The sequence below is a fragment of the Peredibacter sp. HCB2-198 genome, assembly GCF_045999315.1.
GTDB lineage: Bacteria > Bdellovibrionota > Bacteriovoracia > Bacteriovoracales > Bacteriovoracaceae > Peredibacter.
In genome coordinates this window covers 3,612,539-3,630,745 of the sequence record NZ_CP174607.1, presented here as the reverse complement: position 1 = coordinate 3,630,745, position 18,207 = coordinate 3,612,539, and the positions used below count along the sequence as shown (strand labels likewise).

19 protein-coding genes are annotated in these 18,207 nt (G+C 43.5%); 13 read left to right on the top strand and 6 right to left on the bottom strand.

What is annotated here, in order from left to right:
- Positions 1–35 precede the first annotated feature (35 nt).
- A complete protein-coding gene (locus ACJVC5_RS18240; RefSeq protein WP_408096979.1) occupies positions 36–4,841 on the top strand; it encodes a hypothetical protein in 4,806 nt (1,601 codons plus the stop codon).
- Between the two features lie 51 nt (positions 4,842–4,892).
- Here the strand turns inward: ACJVC5_RS18240 and rpsU are convergent, their stop codons facing one another.
- Both rpsU and ACJVC5_RS18230 read right to left on the bottom strand, forming a co-directional pair.
- Positions 4,893–5,135, bottom strand: coding sequence for a 30S ribosomal protein S21 (gene rpsU, locus ACJVC5_RS18235; RefSeq protein WP_408096978.1), 243 nt, complete (start codon positions 5,133–5,135; stop codon positions 4,893–4,895).
- 89 nt (positions 5,136–5,224) lie between these two features.
- Positions 5,225–6,163 carry an endonuclease/exonuclease/phosphatase family protein gene (locus tag ACJVC5_RS18230; RefSeq protein WP_408096977.1) on the bottom strand — a complete coding sequence of 313 codons (939 nt, stop codon included), beginning with the start codon at positions 6,161–6,163 and terminating at the stop codon, positions 5,225–5,227.
- Positions 6,164–6,193: 30 nt separating this feature from the next.
- Between ACJVC5_RS18230 and ACJVC5_RS18225 the strand changes: the two genes are divergently transcribed.
- Positions 6,194–6,754 (top strand): hypothetical protein, encoded by a 561-nt coding sequence (locus tag ACJVC5_RS18225; protein WP_408096976.1) that lies wholly within the window; start codon positions 6,194–6,196, stop codon positions 6,752–6,754.
- Positions 6,755–6,786: 32 nt separating this feature from the next.
- A complete protein-coding gene (locus ACJVC5_RS18220) occupies positions 6,787–7,617 on the top strand; it encodes a TRAP transporter TatT component family protein (RefSeq protein WP_408096975.1) in 831 nt (276 codons plus the stop codon).
- Here the strand turns inward: ACJVC5_RS18220 and ACJVC5_RS18215 are convergent, their stop codons facing one another.
- Positions 7,618–8,460 carry an HNH endonuclease gene (locus ACJVC5_RS18215; RefSeq protein WP_408096974.1) on the bottom strand — a complete coding sequence of 281 codons (843 nt, stop codon included), beginning with the start codon at positions 8,458–8,460 and terminating at the stop codon, positions 7,618–7,620.
- 145 nt (positions 8,461–8,605) lie between these two features.
- On the opposite strand from ACJVC5_RS18215, the gene ACJVC5_RS18210 reads away from it, so the two are divergent.
- The 3 genes from ACJVC5_RS18210 to ACJVC5_RS18200 are packed head-to-tail and all read left to right on the top strand — an operon-like array spanning position 8,606 to position 9,753.
- A complete protein-coding gene (locus tag ACJVC5_RS18210; RefSeq protein ID WP_408096973.1) occupies positions 8,606–8,884 on the top strand; it encodes a DUF3175 domain-containing protein in 279 nt (92 codons plus the stop codon).
- Positions 8,885–8,893: 9 nt separating this feature from the next.
- Positions 8,894–9,319: a DUF6496 domain-containing protein gene (locus ACJVC5_RS18205; RefSeq protein ID WP_408096972.1), complete on the top strand. Its 426-nt coding sequence runs from the start codon at positions 8,894–8,896 to the stop codon at positions 9,317–9,319.
- A gap of 8 nt (positions 9,320–9,327) precedes the next feature.
- The gene (locus tag ACJVC5_RS18200; protein WP_408096971.1) at positions 9,328–9,753 is read left to right on the top strand and encodes a BON domain-containing protein; all 426 of its coding nucleotides are present in this window, start codon (positions 9,328–9,330) and stop codon (positions 9,751–9,753) included.
- A gap of 140 nt (positions 9,754–9,893) precedes the next feature.
- Here ACJVC5_RS18200 and ACJVC5_RS18195 read toward each other — a convergent pair whose 3' ends face one another.
- A complete protein-coding gene (locus tag ACJVC5_RS18195) occupies positions 9,894–10,205 on the bottom strand; it encodes a rhodanese-like domain-containing protein (protein ID WP_408096970.1) in 312 nt (103 codons plus the stop codon).
- Positions 10,205–10,993, bottom strand: a complete 789-nt coding sequence (gene epsC, locus ACJVC5_RS18190) for a serine O-acetyltransferase EpsC (RefSeq protein ID WP_408096969.1) — start codon at positions 10,991–10,993, stop codon at positions 10,205–10,207. Before epsC ends, ACJVC5_RS18195 begins: the two co-directional genes overlap by 1 nt.
- Positions 10,994–11,055: 62 nt before the next feature.
- Between epsC and ACJVC5_RS18185 the strand changes: the two genes are divergently transcribed.
- Positions 11,056–12,090, top strand: a complete 1,035-nt coding sequence (locus tag ACJVC5_RS18185; RefSeq protein ID WP_408096968.1) for a cysteine synthase A — start codon at positions 11,056–11,058, stop codon at positions 12,088–12,090.
- On the opposite strand, the gene ACJVC5_RS18180 is transcribed toward ACJVC5_RS18185, so the two are convergent.
- Positions 12,077–12,745, bottom strand: a complete 669-nt coding sequence (locus tag ACJVC5_RS18180; RefSeq protein WP_408096967.1) for a hypothetical protein — start codon at positions 12,743–12,745, stop codon at positions 12,077–12,079. The genes ACJVC5_RS18185 and ACJVC5_RS18180 overlap by 14 nt on opposite strands.
- A 14-nt stretch (positions 12,746–12,759) precedes the next feature.
- On the opposite strand from ACJVC5_RS18180, the gene ACJVC5_RS18175 reads away from it, so the two are divergent.
- From ACJVC5_RS18175 to ACJVC5_RS18150, 6 genes are all read left to right on the top strand, one after another.
- The gene (locus ACJVC5_RS18175; RefSeq protein ID WP_408096966.1) at positions 12,760–13,731 is read left to right on the top strand and encodes a glycosyltransferase family 2 protein; all 972 of its coding nucleotides are present in this window, start codon (positions 12,760–12,762) and stop codon (positions 13,729–13,731) included.
- Positions 13,732–13,767: 36 nt separating this feature from the next.
- Positions 13,768–14,004, top strand: a complete 237-nt coding sequence (locus tag ACJVC5_RS18170; protein WP_408096965.1) for a hypothetical protein — start codon at positions 13,768–13,770, stop codon at positions 14,002–14,004.
- Positions 14,005–14,108: 104 nt separating this feature from the next.
- Entirely contained in the window at positions 14,109–14,432 is a 324-nt protein-coding gene (locus tag ACJVC5_RS18165; protein WP_408096964.1) for a hypothetical protein, read from the top strand.
- A 2-nt stretch (positions 14,433–14,434) separates the two neighbouring features.
- Complete coding sequence (locus tag ACJVC5_RS18160; RefSeq protein ID WP_408096963.1) at positions 14,435–15,025, top strand: arylesterase; 591 nt, start codon at positions 14,435–14,437, stop codon at positions 15,023–15,025.
- Entirely contained in the window at positions 15,022–15,678 is a 657-nt protein-coding gene (locus ACJVC5_RS18155) for an ABC transporter ATP-binding protein (protein ID WP_408096962.1), read from the top strand. The genes ACJVC5_RS18160 and ACJVC5_RS18155 overlap by 4 nt, the downstream gene beginning before the upstream one ends.
- Positions 15,675–18,206, top strand: coding sequence for an ABC transporter permease (locus ACJVC5_RS18150; RefSeq protein ID WP_408096961.1), 2,532 nt, complete (start codon positions 15,675–15,677; stop codon positions 18,204–18,206). Before ACJVC5_RS18155 ends, ACJVC5_RS18150 begins: the two co-directional genes overlap by 4 nt.
- The last annotated feature ends 1 nt before the right edge of the window (position 18,207 follow it).

Here is an 18,207-nt window from a genome sequence, read left to right as displayed (position 1 = left end):
CTCTTCATCACTCAAATCAATCCATAATCTCGGGCTTGATTACTCCTCTCATTGGATCAATTGTTCATCACAAACGGTCTTTTCCATTTTTAGATCTGGCATACGCTGCAATTTGTACGGATCCGGTTTACGCAAAGTTGTATAGAGTTGAGAGCGATGGTGGGATTCAGGAAGACGCTCCTCTAAAAATTCAGCTCATTGAATCTGATGCTAGATATTCGTTTGATCTATCTTCTTTAGATCATACTTCAAAAGTAAATTACGTCGTTAAGGTGGAAGGTTGTAATGGGGAAGTGTACGAGCGACCAGTGACCAATCTTGATGACAAACAAGATGTTGATATTCGAACAACGCTTGTTGCCCAGGTCTTGAATGTTAATGCCATTATTCCCAAAAAGATGAATGAGGCAGAGAGAAAAGAGGTGGATCTTCTTATCAATTCCATTCAAGGATCTTCTCCAGTTGCCGCCTTAAATTCAATTACAACAGATCTTGTGCCTTCATCAAAATTTACTGAAATTTTTGGAACGGATCCTTCGATTATTTTGAGTGCCAGACCTGAGGTCTATTTGGCCACTCCAAGTTCTGATCTAAGTGAATTGAATCCTCAGGTTTTTAATTCGCGCTCGTTTCATATTGATCCGAGTTATGCTTTCGTTTATCGTTGGAGACTGAATGGGATGACAGTGGCCTCAACCAAAAACTGGACCTTCACGCCAACTGGAAATCAGCAGGGTCAGCATCAGATTGATTATTATGTCGGTAAAGATGATGGTTCAGGAAACATTGATCTCACGCGCCCTTATTATGTTAAAAGCTTCACGGTGAATGTCATCAATAATGTCATGGCCACCGCACCTCTTGTGAGTATTGACCCATCGACTCCTTCTCCACGAGTAAGTAATAACGTGACTCTTTCTTTGAATACCGGGATTGGGCTTTCAGAATGTGATTCATTTTCTAAAATGGCAGTCACTGAATCTTCTGCAACACCAGGGCCACTCCAATTCACCATTGATTGTGTTGATCCTGTGTCTCAGCTTGAGAGCGTGGTTTTTTCTCCTGGTGACGGAGCTAAGACTCTTTATCTTTGGGCAAGAGACGCATCGGGGAACATCTCTTCCCCACGAATTGTGAATTTGGTTCTGGATACAACAGCACCGACGACAAGCTTAAGTTTGAGTTCTTATCTTTTAAAGGGTGGATCAACTCAAACCTTAACTTTAAGTGGAAGTGATCCATCATCAGGATTAACTTCGCTGGAACTTTATTATGCAGATGATGGTGTAAGCTACTCCTTAGTGTCGTCTCTTACCCCAACTGCCACTTCATATAACTGGACTGTACCGCTCTCGAATACCACCGCTGGTAAATTAAAGATTGTTGCAACTGATTCTGTTGGACTCACATCGGAAACAGTCACTTCGGGCATTACGATTGATTCTCTGGCACCAATTGCTCCTTCAGTCACCAGAACGAGTCTTGCCATGAGTTCTTCACCATTGGTGAGTATGACCATTGGCAGTTGCACAGATACGACCCAGATTGTGGTCAAGGATTCAAATGTGCAGCCCTCCCTTAGTGATCCTGAATGGCAACTTTGCACGACTGCGAGCGGGGGAGTAACTGTTTCAGTTTCTGGAGATGGAGCAAAAAATCTCTACGTTTGGGCCCGAGATGAAGTTGGCAACATTGCAAGCTCTGCTAATGGTGTGAGCATGACTCTTGATACCACTCAGCCGGTCATTTCTGCTGGGCCTACGGCCGGAACTTTTGTGAAAGGTGGGCTGTCAACGACCATCACTTGGACCGTGATTGATACGACCACGACTCTTATTGATCTGGAGTTCTTCGATGGCTCTGCTTGGAGCTCGCTCATAAGCGGAGAGGCGAATTCAGGAAGTTATTCCTGGAGTGCACCAACCCTAGATATTAATAATGCCAAGCTTAGATTAACGGCCACTGATCAGGTAGGAAACTCTTCACAGGTATCAAGTGAAAATTTTGTGATTCAAACAACTCCTCCGAGTGTTTCAAATTTGACGATCACGCAAGGAGCGGCGACGAACTTGCAAAACATCCAGGTCAATATGGGCGCATCTGATGTTCTGACAAATGTCACTCATTTTTGTCTTAAATTAAATTCTCCTGTTCAACCAGTTTTAGAAGATTCATGTTGGAGAGCAGTCAATGCCAATCCTCCTGCGATTGCCCCGGCCTTAAATATTAATTTCAGTAATTTTTATTATCAGCTAGGGTTTACGACCGGAAGCTACACTGTCTACGGTTTTACTAAAAATGCCTCTGGTTTAGTTTCATCGCTTTCTAATTCTGGCAACGGAACTGAAGGGATGGACATGGCCACCATCTTCTATACTTCCTCTCCGCCTCCGTCTGTGAGTAACGTTATCGCTTCAAATACAGACACACCACTGGATCCTATAGATCCTAATGATTATGTCGTGAGTGGTGGAGGAAGTGTCATCATAAAATGGAAGGCCACGGATTCGATTGGACTTGGTGCCACTCCAATGACCATTGAATATACTCTGGACGGAAAAAACTATCTCAATGTCGCAAGCAATTTAAGCAACGGAAGTAACGGTGGATGTACTCCTGATAATGGAGCGACTACTTTGGATGATGGAAATACTGGTTGTTATACATGGAGTGGAGGGGCCCCCGGAAGTTATTTTGCGATCCGAGTGCGAGCGACGAATACGAACTTAATTAGTGGGAGTGCTCAAGGAAACTTTTTAAACTCTGGTAAATTAAGGACCCTCGCTGGGAATGTGGATTCCGGGATCAATGGCTCTGCAAAATCCGCTATGATTAGAATTAGGAAGGATGTGGCAGTACCGTTTCCACAACAATTTGTGGTTCTTCCCGATGGTAAAATTGTCATCATTGATACTATTTTTGGTTTGACCATCATTGAACCATTAACAGGCCTCTATACGGTGTTAATTCCAAATGGTGCTGCTACAAGCACCCATGGAGATGGAGGTCCCATCTCCGCTGCTAAAGTAAAAAATCCTTCGAAGATCACCATAGATCATTCAGGAAACATTTATTTTTGGGACGATATTAGAATCAGAAAAATTGTGACTTCTACGAATCCATGGACCATTAACACCATTATTGGGGGTGGTGCCAATGTCTCGGGAACGAATATTCCTGGAACAGACCTGATGCTGTCTACATTGAATAGAGGATTTCTTCAAGTAAGGCCAGATGGGAAGGTCTGGTTTGTCCCTAATAATTACAGTGCAAATTTTAACTCTGTTACTCCACCAAACATTTATTCCTACGATCCTGTCACAAGTCTTGTAACAAATCATGGATCCTTTGGTGGCGTGGGAGACATGAGTAGCAGCTCTAGAGACTTGACCGGCACACGTTTTGGTAATGACATCTTAGGTTTGTCCTATGATCAAGTGAACTCGAACACTGTATCGATTTTAGGATGTATCGCCTATAACTCTGGATGTGTGACGACCAGATTTAACCCGACGACATTTCAGGCAAACCCCTCTGATCCATTGGCCACTCCTTATGGAAATTATTTAACGACTACTAACGGTATCGTCACGGGTTTAGATGGAAGGATGTACGTATTCTCATCAGACGGTTACATAAGAAAATGGAATGATGTTTCAACCATAACTACGATTGTAGGTAACGGAAGAGGCAACTGTATTGATGGCACTCCTGCAAATTCTTGCAAGATGAATTTAAATGATATTTTTGTGGATTCCAGTGGAAAAGTTTATTTCATGGAATCCGGTCTTATCCGAACCCTTGATACCAATAATAATGTGATCACACTGGCGGGACAAAATCTGGCCCATGGAGATGGTCTTAAAGGGACTGATGCTAGATTTGGTACAGTCAGAAGTCTTACGGTCAATTCTCAAGGAGATGTGGCCATTTTAGATTCTGACTCTTTCAGAATCCGGAAATGGAGCAAGTCCACAAAGTTAATGTCCTTACTTGCCGGTGATGGAAGAAATGTTGTTCCCAATACCACAGCGCCATCTAATACTCAGTCAATTGCTTATGATATTTGGGTCAATACCAGTGCCATTGCCACTCTTCCTGGAACTGATGAAGTTGTATACAGTAGAGGGAATGCAATATCGAAGATTGATGCTGTGACTGGAAAGTGGGTGGATATTGCAGGAGGTGGTTCTACATTATGGACAGGAGCTGATGGTCTGGGACTTGGATCAGTCAGGATGACTTCTTCGTATTATCCAAAAATTGTAGGGGTCTCAAGTACATCCGTTTTGACAGTTAATACGGCCTATTTAAATGGTTACATAGATAACATGCTTAAGAGTTATGATACTGCTACTGGAGTACAGTCTCACTTCGCTGGATTAGTTGGTCTTTTTAATGGGACAGGTTTACCGGCCGATGGAACGACCTTGGCCACTGCATATTACCCAGGTTCAAGCCATATTGGGCCAATGACTTATGATTCCGTAGCTAATGCTTGGTATACAGCAGACTCTGGAGGTGGCAATAAAGTGAGAAAACTGATCCAAGGTGGATCTATCGACTCACTTTTCACCGATCCTGGAGCATCAACGATTATTTCAGTAACTTCCTCCAGGGCCAGCGGAAGTTTGGTTGTGTACTACTGTGCGGACGTGGCAGGAAATTATAGGTTAAAAAAATGGAGTGAAGCTACCTCTACTATCACAACTCTTGCTTGGCCTACGACATCCATTAATTGCTTATCTAAATTGTTGAATTATGACCCTTCAACCGGAAACCTGATTTTCGGATTTAGCTTCGGTGGTCTTCAGGGTGTGGCAGAATATAGAGCACCATAGAGTTCAAACGAAATGCCAGAAATAAAAAAGGCCCCTTGCGGAGCCTTTATATTAGATCTTTCTAGATCCGCCTCGAGATTTTGAATTTGTTTTCTTACGACGTTTTTCGGCCGCTTCCATTTTCTCTACACGCTTAACTGAAGGCTTCATGTAATACTCGCGAGCGCGGTATTCTTTCACGATTCCATAAGCATCACAAAGTCGCTTGAATTTTTTAAGGGCGCGCTCAACTGCGAAGCCGTCAGTGATATCAATACGAATGTTTTCTTTGTGGTCTTTTTTCTCGTGGGCCATGGTACCTCTTGTTAAGTTGGTTAAGTGCCTTAATTATCTTTTCGGTAAAATAACATAAGACCTTAAAAAGGCCAGATTTTCGTTTTTCGCTATGGGTTCAATCTTAAGGTCGCAAGAAACGGATAGTGATCGGAAGGTAGCGTATTCTTGTGCTCCATGCGTTTAGGTATGGGAAGCGGGGCACCGCTTAAGTGCTTATAACGAGGGAAGTAGCACTCAGTTGGTTCAATCAAATGCTTAAACTTGTCTGAAATAAACAGGTAATCAATCTGCTGCTCAAAGCGATTTCCACCCCGGTTAAAGTAAACGTAACTAAAGCGCTCTTCAGGAGGGATATTGGAGAGGTACGCAATGTCCTTAAGGTCCGTCATTTCATAGATGGACTTAAATTCTTCCTCAGTATTTTCTTCACCTGCGTGACCGTTAAAGTCCCCACCAATAAGGATTGGAACATCTGGATGCAGACGCTCTAAGTTTTGATAAATCTCTAGGAGTCCTTTTACTTCCAGCACGCGGCGAGAGCGGCCTTCAAAGTCAGTTTTACTCATATCAAGCTTTGATTTGATGTGAACCAAGAGAAGAATCATCTGAGCTTTGTCGTTGGCCTTTAAATCAAGCCTCAATACATCTCGGGAAAAACGTTTTGCCGGAAGAGGCAGGGGATAATCAATGTGAGTATGAATATCCACTTTGTAAGCGAGACTTTTCTTAATGAGATAACCCAAATCAATTCCACGATCAGAGTTTGAGGGAAGACTCAGGGCCAGGTATTCATCATTCAAAACATACTTAGCAAAGTTAGCAAGAGACTCAGGTCCTCCCACTTCAGTGACCATCACAATATCTGCCTCTGCGTCTTTAATCGCATTAGCGAGCATTAAGCATTTTTCCTTGGACTTATTCGAGAACAGGCTAGAACTCATGAGCTGCCATTTAATTTCAGTAAGCTCAGTGACTGGACTCGCAGAATGATCGTGCTTGTCCATAAAGAGAAATAGATCCTGGGCATTTAAGACCATGACTTTCATATTTTTCATCCCGAGCTTAGAATATCATTTATGATTTCAATCAAACAATTCCTGATTCTCGTTCTCGCATTATTTCTCTCAAAGGCCTTCGCTGCCGATTCTCGGCTTACGTTCGAGCCACTTTATGGTGTAGAGACTACTTTAGTCCGATATCCAGAGCCGGCCCGCTATGTGACTCGCGCCACTTATGGGGCAAGAGTGCTTTATGGGATCACGGCCTTTTCTGGGGAGGCCGAGTACACTCAGGCCCTTTCTCGCAAAGACTATTCGGCCAATGATCAAACTGTTGAAGATTCGATTCAACGTCTGAGTCTTGGTTTCCGCTCGACTCTTCCTATGGGCAAGTTTATCGGAGTTTATTTCCGTGCTGGTGGACGAGCTTCTCAAGGAGAAACAAAGGTCACAACAGCAGGAGTCTCAGAGACTCACGATAACCCACTTCGAGTTGATCCTTACGCGGGTGCTGGTTTTCAACTGGCCTTCAGCTCATTATTGGGGCTCAATGCGGGTGCCACTATGATCCGCAATGCCGAAAATGAGTACGATGTTCAATACACACTAGGTCTTTCCGCGCGCTTCGGAAATAGGTAAACTTTAAGCATAAGTTTTTCAAAAGGATAACTATGCTTAAAATGTTTCTTGCGACCCTTTTCCTTTGTAACTTCGCTCTTGCCCAGGCCCCTAAAAAAGATCTGACTTCTGCTGAAGGCAATCTCATGAAGGCCGAGGCCCTTCGTTTGTGGCAAAAGCGTGACGTTCAAGAAAGCCTTGAAGAGTCCCTTTCGAAATTTGAACAGGCCCTTGCCGCCGATCCAGAAAACATTGAACTTCTTACATATCTCGCTCGCGGTTATTTCACTCTCGCTGAACTTCACCTTGATAACAAAGATCTTAAAATGAAGAACTTTGAGAAGGCGATTGAGTACGGCGAAAGAGGGATGTCAACAAATCCTGAATTCAAAAAGCGCGCTAAAGATGACATCAAAGGTGCCATTGAGAAACTTACTGATCGCGAAGTTCCTCTTACTTTTTGGACGGCCGCTTCTCGAGGAAAATGGGCAAAGCTTAACGGCGTTATGTCCTCCCTTAAGTATAAAGATCAAATCGTTTCGATGATTAAGAAAGTTGAATCTCTTCGTCCTAATTTCTATCATGGTGCAGTTCCTCGTTACTGGGGCGGCTTCTATGCCGTTGCTCCTCGTATCGCCGGTGGAGATATGAAGAAAAGTAAAAAGAATTTCCAGAAGGCCATGGAAATGGCCCCAGAATATCTTGGTACTAAAGTTCTTTTTGCCGAACTCTACTGTGTAGAAGAGGACGACAAGAAAGAATTCAAAAAGCAACTGCAAGAAGTGATTGCTGCTCCAAATGGTCCGGTTGAAATCACTCCGGAAAACATTCTTGAAAAAAGAAAAGCAGAAAAGCTTCTTAACAATATCGACGATATTTTTTAATTATCCAGGTGGCGGGGCCATGAGCCCCGCTCTTATCCTTCCTCTCTGATTACACTGAAAGCACAACAATCTTAAATTCTCTTTCGTTGATGGCCCTCCTAATGAATAGGGAAGGATGTGATCGTAATTGAGATTCCGTGTGGAACCGCAATTAGTGCATTTTTTATCTCGTGCATATACTTCTCGTTTTATAGATGCTGGGATTGCACGTCCCACTTTCGCTGGAGAAAGTGAAGTTCGGGGTTTTGCTTGTTTGAACTTCGTCTTCTCCACAGACTTGATGGCTTCCTTCGCCATGAACTGAACCAACTGATCCATCTCCATATCTTTACCCAGAAGATTTTTAAGCTGATCAACCACTGCCATAGTTTCGTCTGATAAAACGAAGGCTACTTGGATTTTGTCTTTTGAGATACGCTTCTGCTTATCTTTTGTTTTCTCTTCTTTACCGGTGATTTCGAATAATTTTTGTTCGCATTCTTTCTTGGTTAAATTTTCAACCTCTTTAAAGACTTCACGTTTTTGAACAGGATCATCAATGAATTGATTCACTAATGAAATATTCGTGAGATTTAATTTTCCATCTTCGATTTTTTGCTCAATTTCTGGCATCTCCGCTAGTGCCCTCGCGGCGACAATTCGTCTTTGAGCGGAGGCCCCATCATAACCTAATTCATGAACGCAATAAGCGAACAAAGAAGAATATTTTAGATCGCAATAAAGCTTCCTTCGCTCTATCTCTATTAAGTGATGAAGCAACTTCGTGGTTGCACTCCTCTCAACACCCACCAACTTTTTTGTATCACTCAGTAAAATTTTATTTGCAACGTGGTTCAGTTTCATGTAGAACTTTTTACGGAAAATGTACGGATTTGTCAACCGTTAAAAAATCACTTTCTCCAGAGAAAGTAAAAAGCTTCACTTCTCTTTATATAAAATAAAGTCTTCTACCTTTATCAGGAGGACTAGGATGTTCAGAGGGATTGTTATGAAAAAGTGGTCTAAAAAAGTCACTGAAACAAGCAATGCAATGTCTTTAAGACCGAGTGTCTTTAAGCAAAGAAGTGCTAAGGCCATCGCGGCCTCAGTAAAAAGATCATCAGATAGAAGTAAAAGACGGAAGACTTCTCCCTTTCGTTCCGCCATGTCCATGCTGAATTTTTATATTAATAGGGCAGGGAAGAATCTTTCTGCCAGTCGAAAACGCACGTTAGAAAGGGCCAAGAATGAATTAAGAAAACTCTATGGAAGACCCATAAGGGCCTAGGAGGTTTTTATGCCTGAAAGAAAAACCATTAAACGAGCACAGAAAGATAAACGCGAAGGAAAGTCAGCATCAACTCAGGCCGGAGAGTTTGTAAAAGATGAGATCGAAAGAATTCGAGAAGGAAAAACTGGCGCAAGAAATACCAAGCAGGCCATTGCTATTGGGCTATCAAAGGCCAGAAAGGCCGGTGTTGATATTCCGGATAAGACCGGGAAAAAGTCATCTCATCGTGGCCGAATTGCAGAACATAAAACTTCGCGTACTCGATCGGAAGCTGGTGAGAAGAGACAAAAAAAGGAATCCAAAAATACTGTCAGTCATAAACTTCTTTCGCTTCAAGCAAAACGCGCTCAAGCGAAAAGAGGAGCGGCTGCGAGACATCGATCGGCCGTGAAAGCAGCTCACACCAGAGCGGAACATAAAAAAGCCGCCTAGGAGGATGTATGGAACCGAATAAGGAGCCAGGAGTAAGCGGTAAAGAACGCTCGGGGAAAACATGGATCAACCCTGAAGAGTATGAGGCACAAAAAGAATTTGCCGACACTATGGAAGAGGCCGAAAAAGGATTCCAGAGTACAGGTCAAAATTTGCATGGGCGCTCAGACCTTTCAAACCAAGGAGCGCAGGTTGGAGTGACGCTTACTGAAGATGCAGTGATTGAGGCCTTAAGACGAAGTCCTCAAGTCGATATCAGTAATCTCATTGTTAGTGTGAAGGAGAGTGTGGTTCATCTTGAAGGTCTTGTAGAAGACATGAAAGAGCTTCGTGAGATGGAAAGTATTGCGAACAATGTTCCGGGAGTATCAAAAGTAGTGAGTCACGTGGAATTAAAAAAAGACGATAGCCAGGAGCTAAGAGATATACAATAAGGCCCGAAGTGCGGGCCTTATGAATTACATAAATAGATTGAAAGGAATTGCGATAACGAAAGCAGCAGCAAGAACGATGGCCGTGCCAACAAGAAGTGTGCCCATAGTTTTATTAATCATAAGAATCTCCTAAACCTAGTTTAATAGCGAGGGACGTTCGGGTCAATCTCAATAGACCAGGCATCAATGCCGCCCCTTAAAGAAAGGGCGTCGTAGCCGTGAAACTTGAGAAACTGAGTCGCGTAAAGGCTTCTCACCCCGTGATGACAATAAACTATCATAGGAAGCTTATCGTGGGGAAGTTCATTGAAGCGTGTTTCAAGTTCGTGCAACGGAATATGGAAGCCGCCGAGGTTACAAATTTCACGTTCATCATCACGACGAACGTCTAAAAGATGGAACTCTTTTTTATCGGTGATCCACTTGGAGATTTTTTTGTTATCAATTTCCATTATTGGTTTCCTAGAGAAATGATGCTTCCTGGGGCCACACTTGAAACAAGCCAAGTGTTACCACCAATGATGGAACCTTTGCCAATCACGGTTTCGCCGCCAAGGATGGTTGCATTGGCATAAATCACTACATCATCTTCGATGGTAGGGTGACGCTTAAGGGACTGAAGTTTCTTTTTTACTGAAAGAGCACCAAGGGTCACACCTTGATAGATCTTTACGTTCTTGCCAATGTTGGCCGTTTCACCAATGACCACACCAGTTCCGTGGTCAATGAAGAAGCTGCCAGAAATCTGAGCGCCCGGGTGAATATCAATTCCGGTTTTTTCATGGGCATATTCGCTCATAAGACGCGGAATAAGAGGAACACCAAGTTGATGGATGGCATGAGCAAGGCGATGAATACAAACGGCGTAAAAGCCAGGGTAAGTAATGATCACTTCTTCACGGCTATAGGCCGCAGGATCTCCCATGAGGGCCGCCTGGGCATCAGAGTCCAGAATCCCGGCCAGATCAGGGATCTTGTCAAAGAAAGCATCAGCAAGTTCTTCGGCGCTTTTCTTAATCCCAAGACCTGCCACCGCCTCAAAATAGTTCTTAAAGCGGGCCTTTAATTCATCAACAGATTTTTCTGTGCTCTCCAAGCTCTGGCGACCTAAACAACCCCTTTGAGGGAATAAAAGACAAACCAATTGGTCCACGGATTGGCGAACCTCTTGAACATTCATCACAATAGTTGCCGTTTGTAGGCGGTCGCGGTGCAGAAATTGAGCAAGTTTTGAAGACATAGAGAACCTTTTGCAGTATAAAGGGGTCACACTAAACTACCTTAACACGCAGGGATATATCAATGGATCTTCGTACCAAACTTAAATCTACAGGCCTTTTACAAGTAATTGGGAACACCCCGATGATGAAAGTGCAAAGTTTAAGTGCTCTCACTGGTTGTGAAATTTTCATGAAGTGCGAAAACTTAAACCCGGGTGGTACGATCAAGGATCGTCCGGCCCTTAATATGGTGGTTGAGGCCATCGCTCGTGGTGCTCTTAAACCAGGCATGACAATCGTAGAAGGCACGGCCGGAAACACTGGTATCGGTCTCGCTCTTGTTGGCCAGGCACTGGGACACAAAGTGATCGTGGTCATGCCAAAAGGCATGGCGATCGAAAAACACAAAGTGCTTAAACTGTATGGCGCCGAAATTGTAGAAACAGATGCTGTTCCTTACTCAGATGACCGTCACTTTTTTAAAGTTGGTAAAAAAATCGGTCAAAGTTCTCCAGACTACTGGTGGGCAAACCAGTTCGATAACCCGGATAACTACCTTTCTCACTATCACTCAACAGCTCCAGAAATGTTCGAGCAAATGGACGGGAAACTGGACGCAGTCGTTGTTGCTGCTGGTTCAGGTGGTACGGCCGCTGGTGTTTCTAAATTCATGAAAGAGAAAAACCACAACATCAAAATCGTGATGCCGGATCCAGTTGGTTCAGGGATCGTGAATTTCTTTGGACGTGGTAACTTCGATTCTGACGGTCGTTACACAATGACTGAAGGTGTAGGTATCACTCGTATGGTTGATAACTTCAACCACATCAAGCAAGACTCTTGTTACACGATTGATGATCAGAAACTAGCATCTCTGGCGATGTACGTTCGTGAAAAAGAAGGTCTAGTAATGGGTATGTCTTCAATGCTTAACCTTGCTGGTGCTTTCAACACTGCTCTTAAATATGGTCCAGGTCAGCGTATTGCTACTTTCCTATGTGATGGTGGTGAGAGAGCTATCTCTAAAATGTACAACCCGGATTTCTTAAAAGAGAAGGGCATTGATGGCTCACTTCTTCCTGAGAAAGAAGTGGTTGAGATCTTCAAGAATTTCTAAACTTATAAAACTTTTTGATTTCTTCATTGGGAACGATCTTCCCAGTGGAGAGGTCAGATTGATCAAATTCCGGCAGCGGCAAATTATTTTCCCGACAATATTCTGAATAAAATTCCTCTCGTGTGCGATGTTCGTCACACACAACTCCGAGAGTTTTTCCCTTCACATTATTTTGAATCACGGCCACCGTCACACCAACCGCATCTTCTAAATGAAGAAGATTAACCGGTCTTTTAGGTGCGGCCAGATTCTTTTTTCCTGAGAGATGTTTTCCCGGATGGCGCTTGCCACCCAGGAGTCCTCCAAAGCGCAAGATTGTCCAGTCGGTGAAGTTTGCACGCACCCATTCTTCTTGAGCAAGCAAGGTCGGAGATTCAGAAGTGGAGCTGATAAAAATCAACCACGGTTTTTTCCAGGGCCACTTTTTAAACCATTCAAGTTCTTCCGGAAAAGGCGGGATGTTCAGGACCACTATATCGGCATCCATTAAGTCTTCTGAGGGGAGTTCCGGATAGGCCAGAAGCCTAGAGTCTGGTGAAAGCTTCTCCTTAGTTCGAGTAGAACCAACAACGTCAAAACCATGACGAAGAAGCTCATCCCTCAAAGGACTTCCATACCAACCTAGACCTAAAATACTGACTTTCTTTTTTCCCATCGCTATAATGAATTATGCCAAGTTTAAGTATCATCATCATATCTCAGGGTTCTGACGAACGACTATTGAAATGTCTCGACGCACTTCAGGTGCCTGAGATGCAGTGGCAACTCATTTTGCATATTCACGGTAAACCTCTAACAGCTGCTGTTCGTGCCAAGGCCGAATCTCTGACGTCATCGGTTCTCATTTTAGAAAACCCTGAACACTTAAATTCTGGTAAGGCAAAGAACATCGCCCTGAATGAAGCGGAAGGTGAGTGGGTGTGTTTCTTGAATGAAGACGCGACTCTTGCCCGTGGTTATTGGGACATCCTTCGTCCTCTGCTTTCTGAATCAAAAATTGAAGTCCTTGGTGGCATTGATGTGATGGCCTCCGGCATGAGTGCTCTTTCTCGCGCTCAAGGTATTGCACTTTCTTCTCCATTCTGTGCCGGGACAACTTTTGTTCGTCATCAGGCCTCGGGCAGTAAGCTTCAAGAAGGAAACGAAGAGAAAATTTCTCAGACCCATATTTGGGTCCGTCGTTCAGTGATTGGTAACACTCGCTTCCCTGAAAATTATAAGAGGGGAGATGAGGTCCTTTTTCTTCAAGAGCTGAAGAAGAAGGGTGTGGGAATGTATTATCAGCCACGCCTTAAAGTTTATCTCTTCCGTGCTCAGCGCTTTTCGGAAATTTTTAGAAGCACTTTCTACGCTGGTTACTATCGTTCAAAAATTATGCGTGAAAAACTTACACCAAGTGCAGGAGTCTTTTGGCTTCCGGCGGTGTTTGTTCTTTTGCATGCAATGATCCTTCTAGATCTGCATACCTTTATTTCTTTGGCCCGTTTATATCTAGCGATCGTGACTTTTGTAAGTCTTGCTTTAGCTTCCCGTGCCAAGAGTACGTGGCTATTTCCGATTGTGGCCATTCTTCACTACTTTATCGTCCTGATTTTTGGAGTCGGGTTTTTAACAGAGCGCCTCTTTAAAGACAAAAATTAAAAACTGCCTTAGAATAAACGTATTCAGGAGATATCTATGAAATACGTTTTATGTCTTATGCTCATCTCGACTTCTGCTTTTGCCACGGATTATGGTTATCTCAAACCAGAAGATCAAAAATACTATAAGAATGATTCTCTCGATGGAAATAATCAACGCGAGCGCGTTGATAGTACAGTGAAGGAAATTAACAAACTTCACGGTGAAATCGCCGCCATGAAAGCGCAGATTCAAACTCTTCGCCAAGAAGTTGATGAGTTAAAGAAGAAGTGAACCTTCTTTTTAAGACCCGGATTCATCTTCCATTTGAAAGAATCCGGGATCAATTCAATCAGGACCTCTTTATCTATTTAAGTCCCGCACTCATACCTTTTAAAATGAAGCGTTTTGATGGCTGTAAAAAAGGGGACGAGGTTCACATTGAACTACTTTTTGCACAGCAGTGGGTGAGTTTAATGACCTTTGAAGAGACCAACGCAAAGGGTTGGTCATTTATTGACGAAGGAAAAACACTTCCTTGGCCGTTGTCTAACTGGAAACACCATCATCGGGTTGATAAAATAAGTTCCACAGAATCAGAAATAGTGGATGATATCCACTACGAATGTTCACCTTCCTGGATGGCCCCTGTCGTTTTGCCGATTCTCTGGAGTGTGTTCGCGATTCGACCGAAACGATACAAAAAATTTTTTAAGGACTAGTCATGAAAACATTTCTCGCTCTTTTAGTTCTACTGACTGCATCGGTAGAGGCCAGCACGATTTTGTTTCTTGGTGATTCACTGACTGAAGGGTATCAACTTTCAAAAGAAGAATCTTTTCCATCTGTGATCGAAAGGAAACTCTCTCAAAAACATAAAGATCTTAAAGTGATTAACGGTGGAGTTGCCGGCGCGACTTCGGCCAGTGGTCCAAAACGTATGGAGTGGTATAAGAAAACCAAAATCGACGTGATGGTGCTTGCTCTGGGTGCAAACGATGGTCTGCGTGGAATGAAAGTTTCAGAAACTGAGAAAAACCTTTCAGCGGTCATTGAGAAAGCGCAGGCGAGAGGAATTAAAGTAGTGCTCGCAGGAATGAAAATGCCAACCAACATGGGTGAACCGTACCGCACTGATTTTGAAAAAATTTTCCCGAGAATCGCAGAGAAATATAAAATCCGCTTGATTCCGTTCCTTCTTGAAGGTGTGGGTGGGAATCCTAAACTGAATCTTCCCGATGGCATTCATCCAAATGCGAAGGGCTATGAAGTGATTGCTAACAATGTGCTAAAAGAGCTGGAGCCTGAGCTATGATGAAGGTCTCAAACCTTCGGAAGAGTTATGGCGAAGGAAGTACAAAAGTTGAAGTTTTAAAAGGTATTAATCTCGAGATCGCTAAAGGTGAGACTTTGGCGCTCATTGGGAAATCTGGTTCAGGGAAATCGACTCTGCTCTCGCTTTTAGCGGGATTGGATCAACCTGACTCTGGTGAAATCGAAGTGGGAGATAAAAAGATATCTCACATGAAGGAAAAAGAACTCACGCACTTTCGTGCTGAGCATATGGGAATTGTATTTCAGCAGTTCCATCTGGTTTCAACACTAACTGCGCTGGAAAACGTGCTTCTCCCATTAGAGCTATTGAAACGTCCTCATGCTAAAGAAACGGCTGAGAAGCTGTTAGAGAGCGTGGGCCTCTTGCATCGTGCTCATCACTTACCATCTCAGTTAAGCGGTGGTGAATCTCAACGGGTGGCGATTGCCCGAGCTCTGGCGATTCGTCCGGCCATTTTATTTGCGGATGAACCAAGTGGTAACTTGGATGAAGAGACCGGTGATAGAGTGATGGAGCTTCTTTTCAAAATGGTAAAAGAAACAAACACGACACTCGTTCTCGTGACTCACGATCAGGACCTTGCTCGTAAGTGTTCTCGTGTGGTTCATCTGGAGCATGGGAGTCTTCTGTGATTTTTCGCTTCTTCTTTTTGAAGGAAGTGAAGAAGTTTCCTTTTTTCTTCCTCCTCCTTGCGTTCACTTTGCTTCTTGGGACCATGGGTCTCATGGGGATCAGTATTGTTTCAAGTCAGGTTCAAGAAAAACTTAAAAACAAAGCTAATGAGCTTCTGACTTCGGATATCGCAGTTTCTGCTCGACGGGACTTATTCCCAGAAGAGCAGGGGAGTCTCAAAAAAATATTTGCGGATATTCCGCATCGTGAATACAAAATCGTGGATGTTTACTCCATGATTACCCACCTTCGTGTGAAGGCGAGCCGTCTGGTAGAAATCAGAGCGGTTCAAAATGGTTTCCCTTTTTATGGAAAACTGACTCTCAGAAACGGTGAATACCATCCGGACAATCTTTATATCTCAAAAGACCTCGCTGATCTGTGGCAGGTTCAGGCCGATGATGAACTGCAAATTGGTGACGTGATCCTGAAAGTCGCGGGAGTAGTGGAAGAAGACTCTTCTCTGGGGCTCCGTGGTTTTTCGCTTGCACCAAGAATTTATTTTCCATTGGAAAAACTCTCGGCCACAGGTCTCATTAAACCAGGTGCCACGGGAAGTTTTGCGTATCACTTTCATTTGAATAATTTTTCGGAAACAAAACTTCAGGAAATTAAAAAAGCGATCTACGCCAATATCAAAGACTCAGCAGTTAAGATCACTCTTCCGGAGGACAGCTCTGAGCAAACCGGTCGCGTGATTAATACCCTCACGAACTTCATGGCCCTTTCGGCCTTGATTGGTCTGATTCTTTCTCTCGTGGGTGTGTTCTATCTTTATCAATCTCACTTACTCGCACGTCTGAAAGACCTGTGTCTTTTAAATCTTCACGGTCTCACCAAGGGTCACATCATCGCAGGCATCATTGGCCAGTTCTCGGCGATCTTTGTGTTGGTGATGGTGGTGGAACTCTTTTTAATGGTTCCGGTTTATGAGATCCTTGCTCCGGCCCTTTCCAATAATCTCGGCATTGAACTCACTCCTGATGTGAATGTGATGGGTGCTTTAACTGATATGCCATTCCTTTATGGCCTGTCGCTTTTTATTTTAGTGCCGCTTCTCTTTGGACTTATGCGTACACCGATGGGACTTCAGCTCAAGGCCTCAAAGCTTTCTATGGGGCGCTTTCGTTTTTGGGACTTTCTTCCTTTCATTTTACTCTTGTGGCTTTTCTCTTGTTACCTCAGTCATTCATTTAGAACCGGGAATCTTTTCTTTGGCTCTCTTCTTTTAGTGTTCTTGGTTTCAACAGTCATGGTTCGTACCGGTCAATGGATCATCAAAAAGATCATTGGTAACAAAGGTCTTCTGATACCGACCATTGAAAACGGAATTGCTCTCCGATCTCTTACGCGCTCAGGTCACAAACTCACTCTGAGCTTTTTGTCTCTCGCCATGGGCGCCACTCTGATTTCACTTATCCTTCAATTGGATAAGATGATCCTGAAAGAATTTGCTCTAGATAATAAGAAACCATCTCTTTTTATTTTTGATGTACAAGAAGATCAGATGGAACCATTACAGGTGATGGCCCAGGCCAATGGTTCGCCGCTGGCCTACATCACACCAATGATACGGGCCCGTCTGGAGAAGGTGAACGATAAGAAATACGTGAAGAAAAAACGCGCCTATGATTTCCGTTCAAAAGAAGAAGACGAAGACGCGCGCTTTAGAAGTAATAACTTGAACCTTACTTACCGCGATTATTTAACAGAATCAGAGCGAATTATTAAAGGGCAACCATTCCCGGCAGGAGGCGCTCCCGATCATCGCCTGCCTTATATCTCGATTGAAAAACGTTGGGCCCAGAGAATGGATCTTGATATCGGCGATAAACTTACTTTCGACATTCAAGGAGTAGAGTTTGAAGGCACGGTCTATAACATTCGCGAAGTGAAGTGGACGAGCTTCTATCCGAACTTCTTTGTAACGATTGAACCAGGCATGATTGATGCCGCTCCAAAAACGTTCCTTGCGATCCTGCCATCAGGGCCAAAAGAGAAGAAGCTTGAACTTCAGCGTTTATCAGTAGAAAAATTCCCGAACGTATCTTTCATCGATGTAGGTGAGTTGGTAGGGAAGCTTTCAGGACTTTTTGAAAAATCTCGTCAGGCGATTGAAGTCATCTCATGGCTTTCACTGTTAGTGGGGCTTGTGATTTTATATGGTCTTTCTCATGATCAGGTCTATCGACGTTACTATGATCTCGCTCTCATGAAGAGTTTAGGCTTCTCGGCAACGAGACTTCGTCTTAATCTCTTGTATGAATTTGGTGCGCTCTTTTTATCGGCCCTGACTCTAGGGTTGTTTTTAGGTTGGCTCATTGCTCAATTAATCGGCCGTGAGGTTTTCAAGTTGTCTCCTAGTGTAGATTGGAGCAGACTGCTTTATCCGGCGGGTCTTTTAACAGTTCTTTGTTTAGTTACTATTTTGGTTTCTTCATGGCGCGCTGTGAGGGCCAAACCACGAGAACTTTTATCGGATTCTTAGA